We start from the raw sequence: 17607 nt of genomic DNA, 5'->3' as shown, positions 1-17607 counted from the left end.
CTTTGGATGGGTATACATCGTTAATCTCGTGTGTGAAGCTTGATGTAATGCATTATATCAAAATGAACATCCACATGAATCAAGTATTTCCACCCATGTCACAGTCCCTATGCGTTCTCCGACTCGTACTTCTCCCGATGTTTCTGCTTCATTCTCACATAATCCGGGTCCGTTTTGGCGATCTCCCATTGAGCTTTGAAAATGGCTGCCGCCTCAGCCTTTACCTTATCGTTCTGATAAGGCAGGATGGAGCCGTCCTCCTTCGAATATTTGCGTCCACCTTTATGATTCGTATACCGCCTTGCCCGCGTATAGCCCATTTGCAGAAACTTGCGCGCCATATCCATACCGACAAAGTCATCCTTTTTCTTATACTCCAAAAATAGTTCGTAGATCTTCTGCGAGGATTCTGTCGCAATTTCAGGTGTTTTGAACCGCCAGTGCGGTAGAATTTCGCTTTTGTAGGGCTCAACCATTAATACCCCTTGTTCTCCCCGGCCAACGGTATACAGTTCAGGCTGCTTGCGCAGATCAAGCTCCTCGTAATTGAGGCTGTAATCAAACTTTTTCATGGATGCTGTTCCTCCTTGAACGTTTTATTCCTTTCCACCTCTTTACCCCGATTCTTGTACAACCCGCACGGTTAATGGGAAAGAAGAGAAGAAACATGACATAGGAGGGATAAGTGTATGGGCATGTCCGGCAGATATGTTGTTGTCACTAATGAATTGATTGAATCCATTAAGTCAGGCGAAGTCAGTGTACATGATTGTTCGGTCGATCTGGATATTGATAAAATGTGGCAGATGGTTCAGTTTACATTGACTGGTGAAATGGTATACGGGGAGTTTCCCCTGGGGTATGTGGTCCCTATGGCAGGTGAACAATATATAGGTAATTATTCAGATATGGATCTGTTTCTCCTGAACAATGAACAGGTGCTCGAGGCGTATATGGCGTTAGAACAATTGCCACCTGAGGAGTTGAAGAAACGATTTAGCCTGGAACAAATGGTGGCTGAGGGCGTATATCCTGTCATGGATGATTGGGATCCAGAAGAGACGTTCAAGGAAATCGTTCAGACACTGGATGATATTCAGGCTTTATATCAGGCAACGGCTGCAAGCGGGAACGGCATTATATTTTATATTTTCTAAATTCTAAATTCTAAGAAACTACCTTCGTCTGTTTAGTTCGCCATCATTCCGGTTATTGATAGAACAAGGCACAGCCTGTGCCTGAAATCCGGTAGAAGAGAGGGAATACGATATGACACAAGACCAGAATGAAGAGAACAAAGCCATTCAAGACGACGAGCCGGATCAATTTGAAACCCCTGCACGTACCGATGGTAAAGAATCGGAAGAAGATACTCAGGCAGAGAGTGCGGAAAAAGACTAAACTCAACGGTCTATGATTTGACCTAGGCATATTGTTGTTGAAGCCAATTACACCAAATTTTAAATATACGTCATACCCGAGGTCGGACCATTGTTCGGCCTTTTTTTGCTATTTAGTGATCAATCAGGTTTACAACAATTACCTATAACCCTCATAATAGAAGTGAACCATATTTTTCCTAAGGGGGAGATCGTATCAAAAATCACAAGCTAATGAAGTGGATTGCCGTACCACTCGTTTTGATGATGGTTGCGCTTACGGGATGTCAGGCCGTAGGTGGCGTAGATATTGGCAAAGCCGTTGTCAACAGTACAACCGTCAAGTCCGGTGAATCCAAACAGTCCATGCATATAAAAATTGAACCTACAGCAAACCTCGTCGATGAGGATGCGCTTCAAATGATTGAACTCATTAATTCCGTTTCATTGGATATTGAAGATGCCAAAGTGAAGGACTCCAACACGGCGTCTGTCAAAGGTACACTGAGTATGCAAGGAAAGAAATTACCTTTCCATCTGTCGATGGATAAATCGGAAATGGTCATTGATGTAGACGGAGCGCAAAAGCCTCTATACATATCTTTGCAGGATGACACACTTCCTATGCTAGATACGAAGGCGTTGGAGAAGCAGATCGAGGAGCTTTCCCCGAAATTGCTGACCTTTGCGCTGAAGCATTTGTCCAACCCGAAAAATATTTCCGTAACCCCGGTACAGGAATCGGTTAATGGTGAATCGCTGAGTCTCTCCAAACTGCATGTGGAGATCAGTGGAGAAGAACTTCTTGCCATGGTTAAACCGTTTCTGACAAGTGTTGCTCAGGATGAGCAAGGACTCAAGGATCTGATTGGAGATCTGTATGATGTGTTCTACCCTCTCCTCGTTACATTCAACACGGTTGATACTGGCGACGGCAGTGCCCTTCCTTCTACGATTAGCGAATCACGGGATGCCGAAGTTGCTTCATTGTATGAAATGATTAAGGGCGGTCTTGACGAGATTCTTGCCAATTACGACAAGGAATTAGCCAACTTGTTGACCGAAACACCTGAATTGAAGACGGTGTTCGGAACTGAGACCAATCTCAAATTGGACTTTTATCTGGACAGCGCACTGAATATCCGTAAACAGAATTATGATTTCAAAGTAGCGTTACCTGCTTCTGAAGATCTGCCGATCAAATCGGTATCTGTATATGGTGACAGCGAACTTTGGAATATTGGCGGACCAGTAACTGTGGATGCCGTGGACAAAACGGCTGGTGCAATTGATCTCATGCAGGAAGATATCACGCCAGGTCAGATGTTGCGCAATTTTGATTCCAATTCACTGGTGTATCAGCTGTTGAAAGATGAAGCGGGAATCACCCGTAAATATGTCATGTTGTATCCGGACGACGAATCCTATGGCGCAGTCACTGTTAAAAATACAACATTTGTTCCTCTTCGTTATCTGTCCGAGGAATTGGATGCTGAAGTGAAATGGACCAAAGGATCGGATAAAATCGTCGTTATTGACGATATCACCGGCGATGAGATTGTCCTGACTGTGGGTTCCAAAAAGGCAACCGTTGCAGGCAAGGAAGTAACGATGGTCGAACCTGCTTATGTGGGCAAAAACGGAAAAACTTACGTCCCGCTGCGCTTTATGGCAGAATCTCTTGGGGCATCTGTAGATAAGGAAAAAGAAACAGGATGGATTTTCATCGACCGGCCATAAGTAAGATTTGTATGTGAGTCTTAGGTTGAGAGGGGATTTCAGAGTATGCCAGATTTCTCGTAATGATCATGAAAGAACACAATGAAAAAATTCCGTTAGACCATTAACGGGATACGTGTGTCCTTTTTGAACCATTACGAGGAGCTTCGGCGTTTCTGAAATGATGAAACGAATCGGGGAGTGCCTCTATTGGAGGTGCTCCTCTTTGTCGTGTCATCGCAAATAAATCCCCCAGAGGTGTTATATATGAAAAGTCAATTGATCATCCAATCCAGTTCGATTACATTACGTCCACTAACGCTGGAAGACCAGAACGCGCTGTATGCATTGACCCGACAACCTGAAATCACGGATATTCTTCCTGAATGGAGGATGACAGAGGAACAGCTGCATGGTTTTCTGCAATTTGTGGTTGGCAGTTACGAGCAGTTCGACCCGAATGATGTACGAGTCATGCTGGCTGTTGTACACAACAAAAATCAGCAAATCATTGGCTGGTGTGGTGTGTTTCCCAATGACATGCTGGATAGTGATGATCGTGAAGTGGCTTACGCCATTTCACGGGATTATCGGAATAAAGGGTATGTCACAGAAGCAGTGAATGCCTTAACGACATACTTGTTCGAAAATACTCTGTTGGACCGAATCGTAGGTATTGTGAAGCCGTTTAACCTGCCTTCACGCAAGGTGCTTGAACATGCTGGATTTCGTTATGTCTCTCGCAGAAAACTTTCGGACCAGACAGATTACGATTACTTTGAGCGACATAAAGTACAACCGGCACCAGCATCTTCACCGGGGCTGCAATCTCAAGTTCAGCTTCGTCGTGCACGCCAAGAGGATGCTGAAGTGCTTACGGAGATATGCACCAGAGCCTTTGATCATTCGATTCGGATCTGGGCTAAAAGAGGCACGGTTCTGGACAGCAACATCTGTCCACCCGGTTATTCGTCTGTTCGCATGCACAGTTACGTGATCCGTGAATGGGACTATTACGTTATAGAATGGGATGGATGTGCCATTGGTGGAGTCAGTGTCAATGTATTGGGAAGCAGGCATGCGAGATTGGATAAAATATTTATTGATCCCGTTTGTCATGGTCGTGGGATAGGATCTCAGGTCATCAGGCTTGTTGAGGCAGAATTTCCCGAAATTGGGGTATGGAAGCTGGAGACCTCAGGAAGACAGAGGGATAATCATCATTTTTATGAGAAAATGGGTTATGTCTGTTTCTATGCGTCTGAAGATGAATATGGATATGAGAAAATCATAACAATAGAGCCTGTAATCCAGCTCCCATCCGAGGAATTATCCAATGTTAAGGGTGAGTCGGTTAATGAATTTTATCAAAGTGATCTGGATTCAGTTCGCTTCAGCACCAGCAATCTTCAGAATATCCGGATGACCGATTGCAACCTGAGTGGGGGTAAATTCACCAATCTGAATATGACCGGCATATTACTGGCCGATTTACGTTTAACAGATAGCAAGGTTGAATTCTGTGCTTTGAATGGTGTTCATTTTCAGGATACACATCTGGGCCAAGACAGAGTACCCATGCGTTGGGAACATTGTGATCTCAAGGGCAGTCATTTCAATGACTGTGATCTATCCGACGTACAATTGGAACAGTGTCAGGTGACAGGAATGAAAATCAATGGAGTGGCTATAGAGGAGTTACTTGCTGCGTATGAGTCCATGAAGGCCAAAATCTGATTATACTTGTAGAGTAATATGAAAAGCCCGTTTCCGGCTTTGTGCTGGAAATGGGCCTTTTGTTGTTACTTTATAAAGAATGGTGAATTCAACTCGGCATTCGCCAAGATGTCATCAGAGTCAGCTATGCTGCAAAGCCTTCGGCTTTTTGCTAAATCCGGTGCTGCCCGCTGTAAATCCCATCTGCTGGTAGAATTCATGCGCTGCTTCACGATCTGGGCGATTGCCGCTGTTCAGCGATAAGGAATCTACGCCATGTGTGGCTGCCCATTGCTCTGCTTCCATAATAAGCTGACGGCCGATGCCTGAGCTTCTGAACTTTTCATGCACGATAAGAGCCATGATGCGGCAGTGTCTTCCGTTTTTTTCATAGAGGTAAGATGTTTGGAGTCCAATCAATCCAACAACACGGCCACGGACTTCGGCAACCAACGTTGCAAAGTTTGGATCGGCAGCAATGTGTGAATAACGCTCTTTCATCTCGGCATACGTGGTTGGGTAACCGAGCTGATCCATAAGAATGACCATATCCTGCAGATCTTCGGTGGAACTGTTACGAATCGTTATATTTAGACTCATGATCGAGTCGCCTCCTTTTGACGTTCTTTTAACGAGAGATCAATGATGGAATCCAGCAAACCGGCAAAGGAAATACCAGCAGCGGCTGCGCTTTTGGGCAAAAGGCTGTTCCGGGTAAGTCCCGGCAGCGTATTCACCTCAAGTACATAGGGCATGCCGTCCCGAATCATCATGTCCACACGGGCATAGACACTGCATTTTAGCACACGGTAACAGGTTAATGCGGCAGCTTCTACACGTTTATGCAGATCCGCAGGCAAATGGACGACCTGCTCCTCAGCGCCGCCGTCATTATATTTGGAGGTGTAATCGAAAAAATCAGCATTTGAACGAATCGAGATAACAGGGAGCATCTGACCATCCAGAATGGCGCAGGTAATCTCCTCGCCCTCAATATATTGCTCGATCATGACGACTTCGTCCCAGACGAGTGCTGCTTCTACAGCCGCATGAAGAGCCGAGGGTTCCTGCACCACTTGCGTACCGATGCTGGAACCGCCTGAATTGGGCTTTACCACTACGGGATACGTTAACTGCTGCACAGCGACTGATGATAATTCATCCAGACTGCTTACCTGAAGCCACTCGCCAGTAGGTACACCTGCATGCTGGATAAGCCGTTTGGACATATCTTTGTCCATGCATACGCTGCTTGCGAGGATACCACAGCCTGTATAAGGAACGCCAAGCGACTCTAACGTACCCTGAATTGTGCCATCCTCACCGTATTTACCGTGCAGAGCGAGCAGCGCCACATCCAATCCTGCGGCTTTGTCGACGAGATCCCGTTTGCTGCTGATCTCTACCGGTATGACCTCATACTTCTGTCGATCCAGATGGTTGATCATCTCCTGTCCGGTGAGCAGGGAAACGTCCCGCTCCGAAGAAGTACCACCCATTATCACGCCAACTTTCATTGTTTAATCCTCCTCATCTCATTTGAGCAACCGTCTCGCCAATGATGCGAATGCCTTTGCGAATGTTCTCATCGCTGACTCGTGAGAAGCCCAAACGCATTGTGTTTTGTCCCTGGCCCGGTTCAAGATAAAAGGTATCCCCTGGCATGAAGGTAACGCCTTTTGCCTTGCAAGCCGCGAGCAACTCTCTCGTGTGGTATTCCGGCGGGAATTGCACGAACAGGTGAAGACCGCCTTCACCCGACACCCGGCACATCGGCAGATACTGCCGCAAAGAACGGACGACCAGCTCATATTTTCGTTTATATTCCGTGCGGGCCCGCTTCAGATATTTCTCGAAATTGCCGTTGCTCAGGTACTGATAGAGCAGCGATTGATCCAGCGTCGAGGTATGAATGGTGCGCGCCCGTTTCATGCTTTCCAGATAATCAATCAGAGCAGCATCCGCAATGATCCAGCCTACGCGCAGTCCCGGAAATAATACCTTGGAGAAGCTGCCCAGGTATACGAGTCCGTTTCCTTTGCCCACACTGGCAATCAGAGGGGAGACGTGGGAACCGGAATAACGCAATTCCTCGTTAAAGCCGTCTTCAATGATCGGCACCTGGTATTGGTTCATCAACCGAATGATCTCTGCCCGTTTGGCAGGTGTTGTGACGATCCCGGTTGGATTATGGTAGGAGGGCACGAGATAGGCCAGATCATACGGGTTTGCTGCAAGTTCCCGTTCCAGCTGCTGCAGATTCAGACCATCTGATTCCATATCGACACCGGTAAGATGGAACTGATGAAGCCTCAGATTTTTAACAGCGGTATGATGTGTCGGATTTTCACACAGGGCCCTGCCGCTTTGTTTGCGAAGTGCGCCCAGTACCAGATCAAAGCCTTCCGTAAATCCGTTGGTGATCAGAATATCCTTGCCGCTCAGATCGACACCCTTATTTTCCATATAACGCAGCAAATATTTCATAAGAGGCCTGTAGCCTTGCGCATATCCGTAATTCAGCAGCACTTCACCTTCAAGCGACATCCGGTCGAGAAAGGCTCTTTTTACGTTGTGCATGTCGAACAGCTTCTCATCAGGCGCAATGCTGGTAAATGAAATTTCACCGCGCTCCGAGCCGGACCCGTGCTTCATCAGATCATGCTGCTCTGCCTGTATTGCGTACTCGCTGACACGTTCGTTCCAGTCCAGCTGCCACCCGGAGGTTTCCTCAGGTGCATCGATGGTGGAACTTACGTAATTGCCTTTGCCTTTGACCGCGTAGATCAGGCCTTCCTCCTCAAGTTCAGCATAGGCCAGCAGAATCGTGCTGCGGCTTACTTTCATGAGTGTGCTGAGTTCGCGGGTGGAAGGGAGCTTTTGTTTGGCTTGCAGGCCGCCTTTGAGCATCAATCGCTTCATATAATCTTTGACTTGTATATATACAGGGCGGTCCTCCGTCAATTGCAGATCGGAATACATCCCATCACTCCCTTATTTGCTATCTTGCCATATTATAACCCCAGCAGAAAGAACCACGATACCTCTGTTTCCCTGCGGGTGTGGTTGACTGTTTGCGCAAATGTAAAAAAGCCCTAGCATCATGCCGGGCTGGGGTGAAACGTGATCCATCTTGTATAGTGCTGCTGCTATAACTTTCTAGGTTGGCGTTGCATGACTAGTCTTTCTAGGATCGATAGCTATCTGTCCTTCTACGTGTGTCTATTTACTCTCGTACGGCTATAATTGCAGGCTTTCTAGGTGAACCCATTTCTACAGTAACTTCAATTAAATCTAGGATCTTTCTACGTTTGCTTGCTGCAAGGGTCGAATAGATGATGAATCGTAAAGCTGTAAGGCTAGGTTCTTGCTCTTGCTAACTGTACTCTTGTTCGTGCGCGCGTAACAGAATTCAGTATGAAAAAGATGATCAATCATAGGGTACAATAGACGGAAGTAGATATAAAGACATATGTCTTAGTGCCCAAATTCTTCCTCATACCCCTATAGTACCACTTTGAATCAGGGAAGTTAACCTTTTTTTTGAAATATTTGTCGTAATAGTTGAAAAAAGATTGAATCTTGCTTCTTATTAATGAAATGGTTTCCCTTTATAATATATGATAGGATGTAAACCTATAGATAATGAGGAAGTGAACCTATTGATTCATATTACTGTGCCAACACCAGATGTCACCATCACGAAGCAGGCTGATCCACAGCTTAGCCACATTTATGGATTCACCGATTTCCACCTGATTACGCGGGAAAAAGGCGGTATCTTCATGTTTTACAATGCCGCTGGTGAGTTGTTATTTGTCGGGAAAGCACGGAAATTAAGACCGCGCATCAAGAAGCATTTTGAAGATACTGTATCACCAATGAAGGAACACCGCGAGGAAGTAACCACCATCGAAGTGTGCGTTATTGAAGATCCGGTGGATCGCGAAATTTACGAGACCTATATCATCAACACGATGCGTGCGAAATACAATGTAGATAAAGTGCTGTACAAATAAGTTTTTCGAATTATGCCCCAAGAGCGTTAAGAAGGGGAAGCAAGTGATGAAAAATGCTGAATAGAGTGTAGAGCAGAATTCGCAACGCTTGGGACATATAGCCTATGTCTTGCGTCAACAGACAAGGATGTGATCTGCGGATTGCATCCCAAGTCTGCTTAGAAGCATTAGAATTTTTATTTTTCCAATATGCAATTTAATATGTAGTTCGTAGAAATGGAAATGTAGAACCTAGAGATGGTAGTAGTACAGGATACCCAAATACATAAGAAGAGGTGATTGTTTTGATCGGACGTAGCGGTAACCCAACACTCAAAGATAGTACATTTGAAAACTCCAGCGGGTATGGAGATGATCGGTATCAAACTAGCATGACCATTAACGGCACGGTAAACAAAGCGTTTATTACGCTTGTAATCCTGCTGGGTAGTGCATTTGCAGCATGGATGATGTTTTTCAATGGGCAGGAAGTGCTTCCTCTTGCATACGGCGGGTTAATCATCGGTTTTATTCTGGCACTGATTATTTCATTTAAACCTGTGGCGGCGCCTTATCTTGTACCAATCTATGCCGTAGCAGAAGGGCTGTTCCTTGGTGCGCTCTCGGCTACGTATGAATCGTTGTACAACGGCATCACATTGCAAGCTGCTTTGCTGACCATGGCCGTCTTTATTGCGCTGTTGATGGCATACAAGACCAGACTGATCAAAGCTACGGAGAACTTCAAGCTGGGGGTTGTAGCCGCAACTGGTGGCATCATGATTATGTACCTTCTCAGTTTTGTGCTTGGTTTCTTTGGGATTACGATTCCTTATCTGCATGATAACAGCCTGATCGGAATCGGTATTTCTGTCGTCATCGTCATTGTGGCCGCGTTGAATCTGGTACTTGATTTTGATTTTATTGAAAGAGGCGCCGACAACGGTGCTCCGAAATATATGGAGTGGTACGGTGCATTTGGATTAATGGTTACGCTGGTATGGCTGTACATTGAAATTATTCGTCTTCTTGGCAAACTGCGGAGCCGTGATTAATTTACTTTAACTCTTTTCAAATCTCATAATGTCATTCGTGATCCAAAGCTAACTCGTGTCCAAAACACGGAGTTAGCTTTTTTGCTGTTTACTGGACAGTCTTAACATCGAACGGAGTACATTCTTCCATATATGGATTGACCGGATGGAAAACAATGTGATATTTTAATTGATAATGATTATCATTTTCGATAATCTGACATAACATCAAGTTCATCAAGTATATATTGCACTGTACTTTTGATATCAAACCGATCAAGCAGATCGAAAGGAGTGGCCTCATGTTACTGGAAAATGATTCGCAGACCCCTGCGCACTTGCCCGTTGCCGGCCGCAGTCCCAAGACGGATCTTGCCAAGGTAAAAGTATATATGGACGAGCACTATGACGAACCATTGTCTATTGCGGATCTCGCCCACAAAGCCAATATTAGCGCAAAATATTTCGTGGATCTGTTCAAGAAAACATATGGACAGAGTGCAATGGAATATCTGACTGATCTTCGCATCAATCGCGCCAAGAGATATTTGAAAGAAACAGGGTACAAGCTTCGTGAAATCGCGCTGAGAGTAGGCTATAGCGATGAGTATTATTTTAGCCGCAAATTTAAAAAGGAAGTGGGCGTATCTCCTTCGGACTATGCCAAAAATGCGAGAAAACGCATCGCCACCTGCTCCTCCAGCATCATTGGACAGCTGCTGGCGCTTAATGTCATGCCTGTCGCTGCGCCGATTGACCCCAAATGGACCGCTTATTATTATAACGCGCATCGGACAGAGATTCAGTCACACTTGAGACTGACAGACCCGTATACCAGCTTGAGATTTGAAGCCAACGTGGAGCGTTTGGTTCATATCCGGCCGGACGCTATTGTCGGTACGGATCAAATCAGTGACCAGGATCAGGCCAAACTGGCTGAGATTGCACCTTGTTGTTTTGTACCGAAGTATCACTTGGATTGGCGTGCGCAGTTACGCATGATTGCTGCTTTTCTAGAACGGGAAGAACAGGCAGAGCAGTGGATTGGTGTATACAATCAGCGAGTCGAGAAGGCACGGGATTCCGTAAAACAGAAAGTGGGCCGAGAGAAGGTCATCGTTGTCCGAGTGTATGGGCAGCACCTTTATTTGTATTTAAATCCGGGTATTGAAGAGGTGTTGTACAACAATGGTTTACAACTGGAGACGTTCCCCGATGTTCAGGCCAATACACGGTTAACATTGGAACAACTGGCTGCGCTAAATCCAGACCGGATTCTCGTTATGGTGTGTCCTGAGGCCGCATCGCGTGCATACTGGCTCAGTTTGCAACACTCGCCAGTATGGCGTCAGCTTAAGGCAGTAAGGCAATACCAGATTCATCTGATTACAGGTGATCCCTGGTTTGACTACTCTGCCGTAGGTGTGATGCGCATGCTGGATGAAGCGCTGCTGATTTTCACGGGATATTGTCCAAATGTATATCTGGATAACGTCCATGGTGATTCCCGGGCTACATGACATATAATCCATCTATCTAAATGAGAATGTTTATCAAGGGGGATATGTCATGTTTCAACAGAAAAAAGGTAACGGACACGGTTCCGTTCGTCCATTTCGTAGCGCCGGATTCTCGGCCTTGCTTGTACTGGTATTGATTACGGGTCTGCTGTCTGCCTGTGGATCCAAATCGGAAAATGCGGGAGAAGCACAGAAAGAGCAGCCAACAACGGAGGCTTCGACCACGGCCTCATCAGGGACTGCTGTAACCGAAGAGAACACGGAAGACACCAAAGGAGAACGAACTGTCAAAGACGATCTGGGACATGATGTTATCGTTCCTGAGCATACAGAGCGTGTTTTTGCGCCGTATCTGGAAGATTCTCTGCTGACGCTGGGTGTCAAACCGGTAGCTCAGTGGGCGAGTGGTAAGCAAGGCCATGTTTACCTTCAGGACCAACTGAGCGGGATACCTACACTCGATTTCTCCAGTGGGCTGCCTTCCCCAGAAGCGTTGATGGCGTACAATCCGGATTTCATTATTCTACACACGGCCCAATATGCCGAGAACGGAGTATATGAAAGTTACTCCAAAATTGCACCAACCTACGTATTTACGAATGCTTCGGGTGATGTCGAGAAGTCTTTGCAGGTAATTGGTGATCTGCTGGGCAAAACGGCTGAGGCTGAAAAAGCCATTGAAACGTATCATGCGAAGGTAGATGATGCTAAGGCCAAGCTCGCCAAAGTTACCGAAGGCAAGAAAGCAGCGATCATTCGTTTTGCACCTCGCGGGATCAGCATGATGGGTGGTAACTACTTTAGTGGTTACGTGGTATATCAGCAATTGGGACTTGGCAAGCCTGCACTGGTGCAAACAGAGAACAGCGCAACGGTATCAACCGAGGTGTTGCCTGAGATTGATGCGGACTTTATTTTCACGGTGGAACAGGGTCCGGGCAGCATGAAAGAAATGACGGATACCAAAGTATGGAACAGCATGCCAGCCGTTAAAGCTGGACATGTATACGCAGTGGAGCCAGCTCCGTGGCTGGGCGGCGGATTGATTGCTTATGGTCATGTCATTGACGACACGCTGAAGGCGTTGACGCAATAAGAGACAATCCATTGATGTATTGATCACAATATGAGAACGTAGCTCCCCACGGGGTACCAGAAACCGGACAAATTCCAGCGTTTCAGGTATTTCGTGAGGGAGTTTTTTTAATTTTTACGAGTAACCAGATTGGTTACAAAAATGTGGAAATATGGAGATAATCAAAATCATTTCTGGATATCGTCCATGGGACAGCCGGATTTACTCTCTTATAATTGGTAATGAGAATCAATCTCATAAAAATCATCTGTAGTTCAGTATTCAACTTATATACGCAGAACAACGAGGAGGAACCATCCGTAATGACGTTTCAGCCCAATCAACCCGCATCTGGCACCCTTGAACATATCGCACGCAGTACCGTACAGATTCCACGTGCCGAACAATGGACCATGAAATCACGCAACGGCAATCATGCCTATCAGATCATGGTATTCCAACCGGCAGAAGCACCACCGCCCTCGGGATATCCGGTGATCTATTTGCTGGATGCCAACTCGGTGTTTGGCACGATGGTGGAAGCCGTTCGTGTACAGGGCCGCAGACCGGAGAAGACCGGAGCACTACCGGCCATTGTTGTTGGCATCGGGTATCCAACGGCGAGCCCTTTTTCGCCGCACCGATACTATGACTTTACACCGCAGGCTACAACGGAATATACACAGAATTCGGATGGAACCCCTTTACCGAAACAGGGTGGTGCTGATGAGTTCTTGCAGTTTATTGAAGAAGAGCTGAAGCTGGATATGGAACAGCAATTCCGGATTGACCGGAGCAGACAAGCTATTTTTGGTCATTCCCTTGGTGGATTGTTCGTGCTGCATACGTTGTTCAAGAAACCGGCAGCCTTTCGCTATTACATTGCGGGCAGCCCTTCGCTTCACTGGAATCAGAACGTCATGCAGGCGGAGGAACAGGAGTTTGTCGCACGGCTGGAGCAGCATCCCGTGAACGTCAACGTGTTGATTGGCATGGGAGAAGAGGAGAAGACGCATCCTGCGCGCAACAACGATAAGGCGTCAAGTCTTACAGAACGGTTATCCGCGCTGAAGCAGCCGGGTCTGGACATTCAATATACCGAGTTCGAAGAGGAAAATCATGTCTCGGTATTGCCGTTTCTAATCAGTCGTACGATGCGTTTTGCCTGCAGCCCGGAGTACTAGGGGGAAAGCGGTTGGCGGCATTTCTCCACCAGAGGTATGTGTAGGGCAAAATGGCGATAGACAGGCGTACTGAAATGATGCGGGCAGGATTTACGGATGATCCAATCGGGTTTGGCAGGCTAACATATCGTTTCAACGGAAAAGGAGCAGTAATGCAAGGGAGGAACCGAAGTGAGTTATACAGGAATTCATGGAAAAGTCGCCGTGGTCACCGGTGCTGCACAAGGCATTGGTGAAGCTGTGGCGAGATTGCTTGCCGATCAGGGCGCTATTGTTGCCGCTGTCGACATACGAGAGGATCAGTTGAATCAACTGGTCACCGATCTGCATAGTCAGGGTCATCAGGCAGCAGCCTGTCCTATGGATATATCTAACCGTCAATCCGTTGAAGATGCAATCCAGCATATTGAGGAGACATTAGGTCCGATTGGCATTCTGGTGAACGCAGCGGGAGTACTACACACAGGGGCTTTGAGTGAGCTCCGAGATGAAGAATGGACAAGAACGTTCGACGTGAATACACATGGTGTGTTTTACATGTCACGTGCTGTGGTGCAATACATGGCCGAACGTCAATCAGGGGCGATTGTTACTGTCGGTTCAAATTCTTCTGGCGTGCCCCGGATGCATATGTCTGCCTACGTAGCTTCCAAAGCGGCTTCCACCATGTTCACCAAATGCCTGGCGCTTGAATATGCCTCAAGCCATATCCGCTGCAACATTGTATCTCCAGGTTCGACGGATACCGATATGCAGCGTGCATTGTGGGCGGATGAGCAGGGAGCACAGGCCGTTATCGCGGGTTCCCTCCAAGCATACCGACTGGGCATACCACTGAACAGGCTGGCGTTGCCATCGGATATAGCGGATAGTGTGCTTTTTTTGGTATCGGATCAAGCAAGACATATTACAATGCATAACTTGTGTGTGGACGGAGGCGCCACGCTAGGGGCCTGAATCAAGATAAGGAGATGATAATCATGTCAAAAGCGGGTACGGTTGCTGCAGCTTCCGCCTTACACCTTCTGGAACAGTACCGGGAAGGGGCGTCCTTTTTCTGGTCTTCACCGCAACATGCCCTGTTAGCTCAAGGGGAACAGATTCGATGGTCTGCCATGGAGGTATCGGAAGGAAATACACCCGATTCCATGGGCATGGTTAGTGTTACCGAACAAAAGCGTGGTGAAGCAACGAAGTTTTTCATGAACCGGATGGAACAGCTGATGGAGAAGGCGAGACGCTTGGGCCAAACGAAACCGATTGTGGTCGGCGCTATACCGTTTGATCCGATACATTCTTCTGCGGAGCTATTTGTACCGGAAACGGTACAATGGGCTGAACCCTTATCCCCGGACTCCAGAGCATTGGTGGAAAAACGTCCAGCCGCAATGGGTTGTGAGGTACGTGAGGAACCTGCCGGAGCCATATTTCAGCAAAGTGTAAACAACGTTTTGCTGGATCTGAATCAAGGCGATCTCCACAAAGTTGTGTTATCCCGTACACTGCATGTGACTTCACAGACAGTGGTGGACACGCATCAGTTACTCCGTAATTTGTTCAGGGATAACACACACGGATATACGTTTGCCGTACCAATGACGAATACTTCTCAGTCAAAAAGTGACATAACAACGAATAAACGCGCTAATGTGGAGGCGGATAAAGAAACCCATCGGACGTATATCGGGGCGAGTCCCGAATTACTGGTTACCAGGAAAGGGTCCAAAGTGAAAGCCAATCCACTCGCTGGTTCTGCTGCCCGGAGTGAAGATCCGGCTGTGGACCGTTGCCGTGCAGAAGCGCTGCTGGCTTCCGCCAAAGATCGCCATGAACATGCCGTAGTCATTGAAGCTGTCGCGGAAGCACTGCGTCCGCTGTGCAAGCAGCTATCCGTCCCGGCAGAACCTTCCTTGATCCAGACACGAACCATGTGGCACTTATCTACAGAAATTCACGGGGAGCTTGCTGATGTAAACACATCATCCCTGGAACTTGCCTTTGCTCTTCATCCTACACCCGCAATCTGTGGAACGCCTGTACAGGCCGCTCGGGAAGCCATCCGTGAACAGGAACCGTTTGAACGGGGATTATTCACCGGCATGGTGGGGTGGTGTGACAGTGACGGAGACGGCGAGTGGGCTGTAACGATCCGGTGTGCGGAAGTGGAGGGCAAGACACTTAAATTGTTCGCTGGAGCGGGGATTGTAGCAGGTTCTACAGCAGAAGCGGAGCTGGCAGAGACCTCAGCGAAATTCGGAACCATGCTGCTCGCCATGGGTTTGGATTCATCTGTGTCCAGTATGAAGGAGGAATGAATGATGCTGTCAGGATTTCAGGCCTGGCCTGAGGAAGTTGCCGAACGTTATCGTCAGGAAGGCTGCTGGGAAGGAATTACGTTTGGAGAAATGCTCCGCCAGCGCGCAGAACTATATGGCAATCGGGAAGCCGTTATCAGCGGTGAACAACAATTAACCTATGCGGAGCTGAACGACCGGGTGGAACGTCTGGCCGCTGGCTTATATGCCAAAGGAATACGACAGCATGATCGAATTATTATCCAGCTTCCCAATATTACGGCGTTTATCGAGGTGTGCTTTGCCTTATTCCGCATTGGTGCACTGCCTGTATATGCACTTCCCTTACATCGGAAGAGTGAGATTACGTATTTTGCCCGTTTCTCTGAGGCCGTAGCATACGTGATTCCAGATCAGGATGGAGGGTATGATTACCGCACGCTGGCAGAAGAGGTTCAGGCAGAGGTTCGGGGACTTCGGCATGTATTCGTGGCGGGAGAAGCGGGGCGGTTTACGGCTTTGGAGGATGTTTATACAGCACCAGTCACACTGCCGGCTGAGCCCGTTTCTTCTGATGTTGCTTTTCTACAGTTGTCTGGTGGAAGTACCGGGCTGTCCAAAATGATTCCCCGCACCCATGATGACTACATCTACAGTTTGCGGAGAAGTGTGGAGGTCTGCGGTCTTACCCCAGAGAGTGTCTACCTGGCCGTTCTGCCTATAGCACATAACTATCCCATGAGCTCACCCGGCTTTCTGGGGACGCTGTATGCGGGTGGAACCATTGTACTGTCACGCGGGTCCAGCCCGGATGAAGCTTTTCCACTCATTAAGCGTCATAAGGTGACCATAACGGCTCTTGTACCACCCCTTGCGCTCATATGGTTGAATGCGGCGGCTACCCGGGGGATTAAACTTCCCTCACTTGAGGTGCTTCAGGTTGGTGGAGCCAAATTCAGCGCGGAGGTGGCTGCACGTGTCCAACCCATCCTGGGCTGTACCTTACAGCAAGTGTTCGGCATGGCGGAGGGGCTGGTGAACTACACTCGTCTAGATGATCCGCTGCATGTCATCGTTAACACTCAGGGCAAGCCGATGTCTCCGTATGACGAAGTGCGGATTGTGGATGACGAGGACATGGATGTGGAACAGGGTCAATCGGGACATTTATTGACACGAGGGCCTTACACGATTCGTGGTTATTACAAGGCAGAAGAGCATAATGCCAGATCGTTTACTACCGACGGTTTCTACCGAACGGGAGATATTGCGAGTCTTACCGCTGATGGATATCTCGTTGTGCAAGGACGGGCGAAGGATCAGATTAATCGTGGCGGCGATAAAGTGGCAGCCGAGGAAGTGGAAAATCATCTGCTGGCCCATCCTGCCGTACATGATGCGGCATTGGTATCTATGCCCGATGAATATTTGGGCGAGCGTTCCTGTGCATTTATCGTACCGAGCGGTGAAGCTCCGTCAGCTGCCGAAGTGAAGTCCTTTCTGCGGAACCGGGGTCTGGCGAGTTATAAAATACCGGATCGGATTGAGTATGTGCAGTCTTTTCCCAAAACTCAAGTTGGCAAAGTAAGCAAAAAAGCGTTGCGTGAGATGATTACGGCTAAACAGCCCATATCCTGATTCTGAATTCGAATAGATAGCATGACAGCGCAGTGATAAACATGATGGTG

Annotated in this window: 16 protein-coding genes; 12 read left to right on the top strand and 4 right to left on the bottom strand. The window is 47.5% G+C overall.

Translation table 11 applies throughout. The features are described 5' to 3' along the window. Positions 1–107: 107 nt before the first annotated feature. On the bottom strand, positions 108–572 hold the full coding sequence (locus MHB49_RS33230) for a DUF4385 domain-containing protein (RefSeq protein ID WP_405154457.1): 465 nt from the start codon (positions 570–572) through the stop codon (positions 108–110). A gap of 117 nt (positions 573–689) precedes the next feature. Here MHB49_RS33230 and MHB49_RS33225 point away from each other — a divergent pair, with 117 nt between their 5' ends. The 4 genes from MHB49_RS33225 to MHB49_RS33210 all read left to right on the top strand — a co-directional run bounded on the left by MHB49_RS33225 (position 690) and on the right by MHB49_RS33210 (position 4835). Next, positions 690–1157, top strand: coding sequence for a YfbM family protein (locus MHB49_RS33225; RefSeq protein ID WP_405154456.1), 468 nt, complete (start codon positions 690–692; stop codon positions 1155–1157). A gap of 112 nt (positions 1158–1269) precedes the next feature. Then, positions 1270–1401 (top strand): hypothetical protein, encoded by a 132-nt coding sequence (locus tag MHB49_RS33220; RefSeq protein ID WP_282189435.1) that lies wholly within the window; start codon positions 1270–1272, stop codon positions 1399–1401. 212 nt (positions 1402–1613) lie between these two features. Next, positions 1614–3119 (top strand): copper amine oxidase N-terminal domain-containing protein, encoded by a 1506-nt coding sequence (locus MHB49_RS33215; RefSeq protein ID WP_405154455.1) that lies wholly within the window; start codon positions 1614–1616, stop codon positions 3117–3119. Between the two features lie 246 nt (positions 3120–3365). Continuing rightward, the gene (locus MHB49_RS33210; RefSeq protein ID WP_405154454.1) at positions 3366–4835 is read left to right on the top strand and encodes a GNAT family N-acetyltransferase; all 1470 of its coding nucleotides are present in this window, start codon (positions 3366–3368) and stop codon (positions 4833–4835) included. 120 nt (positions 4836–4955) lie between these two features. Here MHB49_RS33210 and MHB49_RS33205 read toward each other — a convergent pair whose 3' ends face one another. From MHB49_RS33205 to MHB49_RS33195, 3 genes are read right to left on the bottom strand one after another with little or no spacing between them, the layout of a single operon-like run. Beyond that, entirely contained in the window at positions 4956–5414 is a 459-nt protein-coding gene (locus MHB49_RS33205) for a GNAT family N-acetyltransferase (protein ID WP_405154453.1), read from the bottom strand. Next, positions 5411–6331, bottom strand: a complete 921-nt coding sequence (locus MHB49_RS33200) for a D-alanine--D-alanine ligase (RefSeq protein ID WP_405154452.1) — start codon at positions 6329–6331, stop codon at positions 5411–5413. The genes MHB49_RS33205 and MHB49_RS33200 overlap by 4 nt, the downstream gene beginning before the upstream one ends. A 13-nt stretch (positions 6332–6344) precedes the next feature. Continuing rightward, on the bottom strand, positions 6345–7796 hold the full coding sequence (locus tag MHB49_RS33195) for a PLP-dependent aminotransferase family protein (RefSeq protein WP_405154451.1): 1452 nt from the start codon (positions 7794–7796) through the stop codon (positions 6345–6347). Between the two features lie 680 nt (positions 7797–8476). On the opposite strand from MHB49_RS33195, the gene MHB49_RS33190 reads away from it, so the two are divergent. From MHB49_RS33190 to MHB49_RS33155, 8 genes are all read left to right on the top strand, one after another. Then, positions 8477–8833 (top strand): nucleotide excision repair endonuclease, encoded by a 357-nt coding sequence (locus MHB49_RS33190; RefSeq protein WP_247899942.1) that lies wholly within the window; start codon positions 8477–8479, stop codon positions 8831–8833. A 284-nt stretch (positions 8834–9117) separates the two neighbouring features. Further along, on the top strand, positions 9118–9867 hold the full coding sequence (locus MHB49_RS33185; protein WP_405154450.1) for a Bax inhibitor-1/YccA family protein: 750 nt from the start codon (positions 9118–9120) through the stop codon (positions 9865–9867). A gap of 281 nt (positions 9868–10148) precedes the next feature. Beyond that, on the top strand, positions 10149–11366 hold the full coding sequence (locus tag MHB49_RS33180) for an AraC family transcriptional regulator (RefSeq protein ID WP_405154449.1): 1218 nt from the start codon (positions 10149–10151) through the stop codon (positions 11364–11366). A 49-nt stretch (positions 11367–11415) separates the two neighbouring features. Continuing rightward, positions 11416–12462: an ABC transporter substrate-binding protein gene (locus MHB49_RS33175; RefSeq protein ID WP_405154448.1), complete on the top strand. Its 1047-nt coding sequence runs from the start codon at positions 11416–11418 to the stop codon at positions 12460–12462. A 302-nt stretch (positions 12463–12764) separates the two neighbouring features. Continuing rightward, a complete protein-coding gene (locus tag MHB49_RS33170) occupies positions 12765–13625 on the top strand; it encodes an alpha/beta hydrolase (protein ID WP_405154447.1) in 861 nt (286 codons plus the stop codon). A gap of 171 nt (positions 13626–13796) precedes the next feature. Further along, positions 13797–14582 carry a 2,3-dihydro-2,3-dihydroxybenzoate dehydrogenase gene (locus MHB49_RS33165; RefSeq protein ID WP_405154446.1) on the top strand — a complete coding sequence of 262 codons (786 nt, stop codon included), beginning with the start codon at positions 13797–13799 and terminating at the stop codon, positions 14580–14582. Between the two features lie 23 nt (positions 14583–14605). Further along, positions 14606–15940, top strand: a complete 1335-nt coding sequence (gene dhbC / locus MHB49_RS33160; RefSeq protein WP_405154445.1) for an isochorismate synthase DhbC — start codon at positions 14606–14608, stop codon at positions 15938–15940. Between the two features lie 3 nt (positions 15941–15943). After that, positions 15944–17557 carry a (2,3-dihydroxybenzoyl)adenylate synthase gene (locus MHB49_RS33155; protein WP_405157298.1) on the top strand — a complete coding sequence of 538 codons (1614 nt, stop codon included), beginning with the start codon at positions 15944–15946 and terminating at the stop codon, positions 17555–17557. Positions 17558–17607: the final 50 nt, after the last annotated feature.

The sequence above is a fragment of the Paenibacillus sp. FSL K6-0108 genome, from assembly GCF_045040695.1.
GTDB lineage: Bacteria > Bacillota > Bacilli > Paenibacillales > Paenibacillaceae > Paenibacillus > Paenibacillus pabuli_B.
The sequence above is the reverse complement of the archived record's forward strand: the minus strand, read 5'-3'. Positions and strand labels throughout refer to the sequence as shown.

Excerpts from the sequence above, each read along its gene's own strand:
- MHB49_RS33230 (WP_405154457.1), bottom strand. The coding sequence starts at position 572 with ATGAAAAAGTTTGATTACAGCCTCAATTACGAGGAGCTTGATCTGCGC.
- MHB49_RS33225 (WP_405154456.1), top strand. The coding sequence starts at position 690 with ATGGGCATGTCCGGCAGATATGTTGTTGTCACTAATGAATTGATTGAA.
- MHB49_RS33220 (WP_282189435.1), top strand. The coding sequence starts at position 1,270 with ATGACACAAGACCAGAATGAAGAGAACAAAGCCATTCAAGACGACGAG.
- MHB49_RS33215 (WP_405154455.1), top strand. The coding sequence starts at position 1,614 with ATGAAGTGGATTGCCGTACCACTCGTTTTGATGATGGTTGCGCTTACG.
- MHB49_RS33210 (WP_405154454.1), top strand. The coding sequence starts at position 3,366 with ATGAAAAGTCAATTGATCATCCAATCCAGTTCGATTACATTACGTCCA.
- MHB49_RS33205 (WP_405154453.1), bottom strand. The coding sequence starts at position 5,414 with ATGAGTCTAAATATAACGATTCGTAACAGTTCCACCGAAGATCTGCAG.
- MHB49_RS33200 (WP_405154452.1), bottom strand. The coding sequence starts at position 6,331 with ATGAAAGTTGGCGTGATAATGGGTGGTACTTCTTCGGAGCGGGACGTT.
- MHB49_RS33195 (WP_405154451.1), bottom strand. The coding sequence starts at position 7,796 with ATGTATTCCGATCTGCAATTGACGGAGGACCGCCCTGTATATATACAA.
- MHB49_RS33180 (WP_405154449.1), top strand. The coding sequence starts at position 10,149 with ATGTTACTGGAAAATGATTCGCAGACCCCTGCGCACTTGCCCGTTGCC.
- MHB49_RS33175 (WP_405154448.1), top strand. The coding sequence starts at position 11,416 with ATGTTTCAACAGAAAAAAGGTAACGGACACGGTTCCGTTCGTCCATTT.
- MHB49_RS33170 (WP_405154447.1), top strand. The coding sequence starts at position 12,765 with ATGACGTTTCAGCCCAATCAACCCGCATCTGGCACCCTTGAACATATC.
- dhbC (WP_405154445.1), top strand. The coding sequence starts at position 14,606 with ATGTCAAAAGCGGGTACGGTTGCTGCAGCTTCCGCCTTACACCTTCTG.
- MHB49_RS33155 (WP_405157298.1), top strand. The coding sequence starts at position 15,944 with ATGCTGTCAGGATTTCAGGCCTGGCCTGAGGAAGTTGCCGAACGTTAT.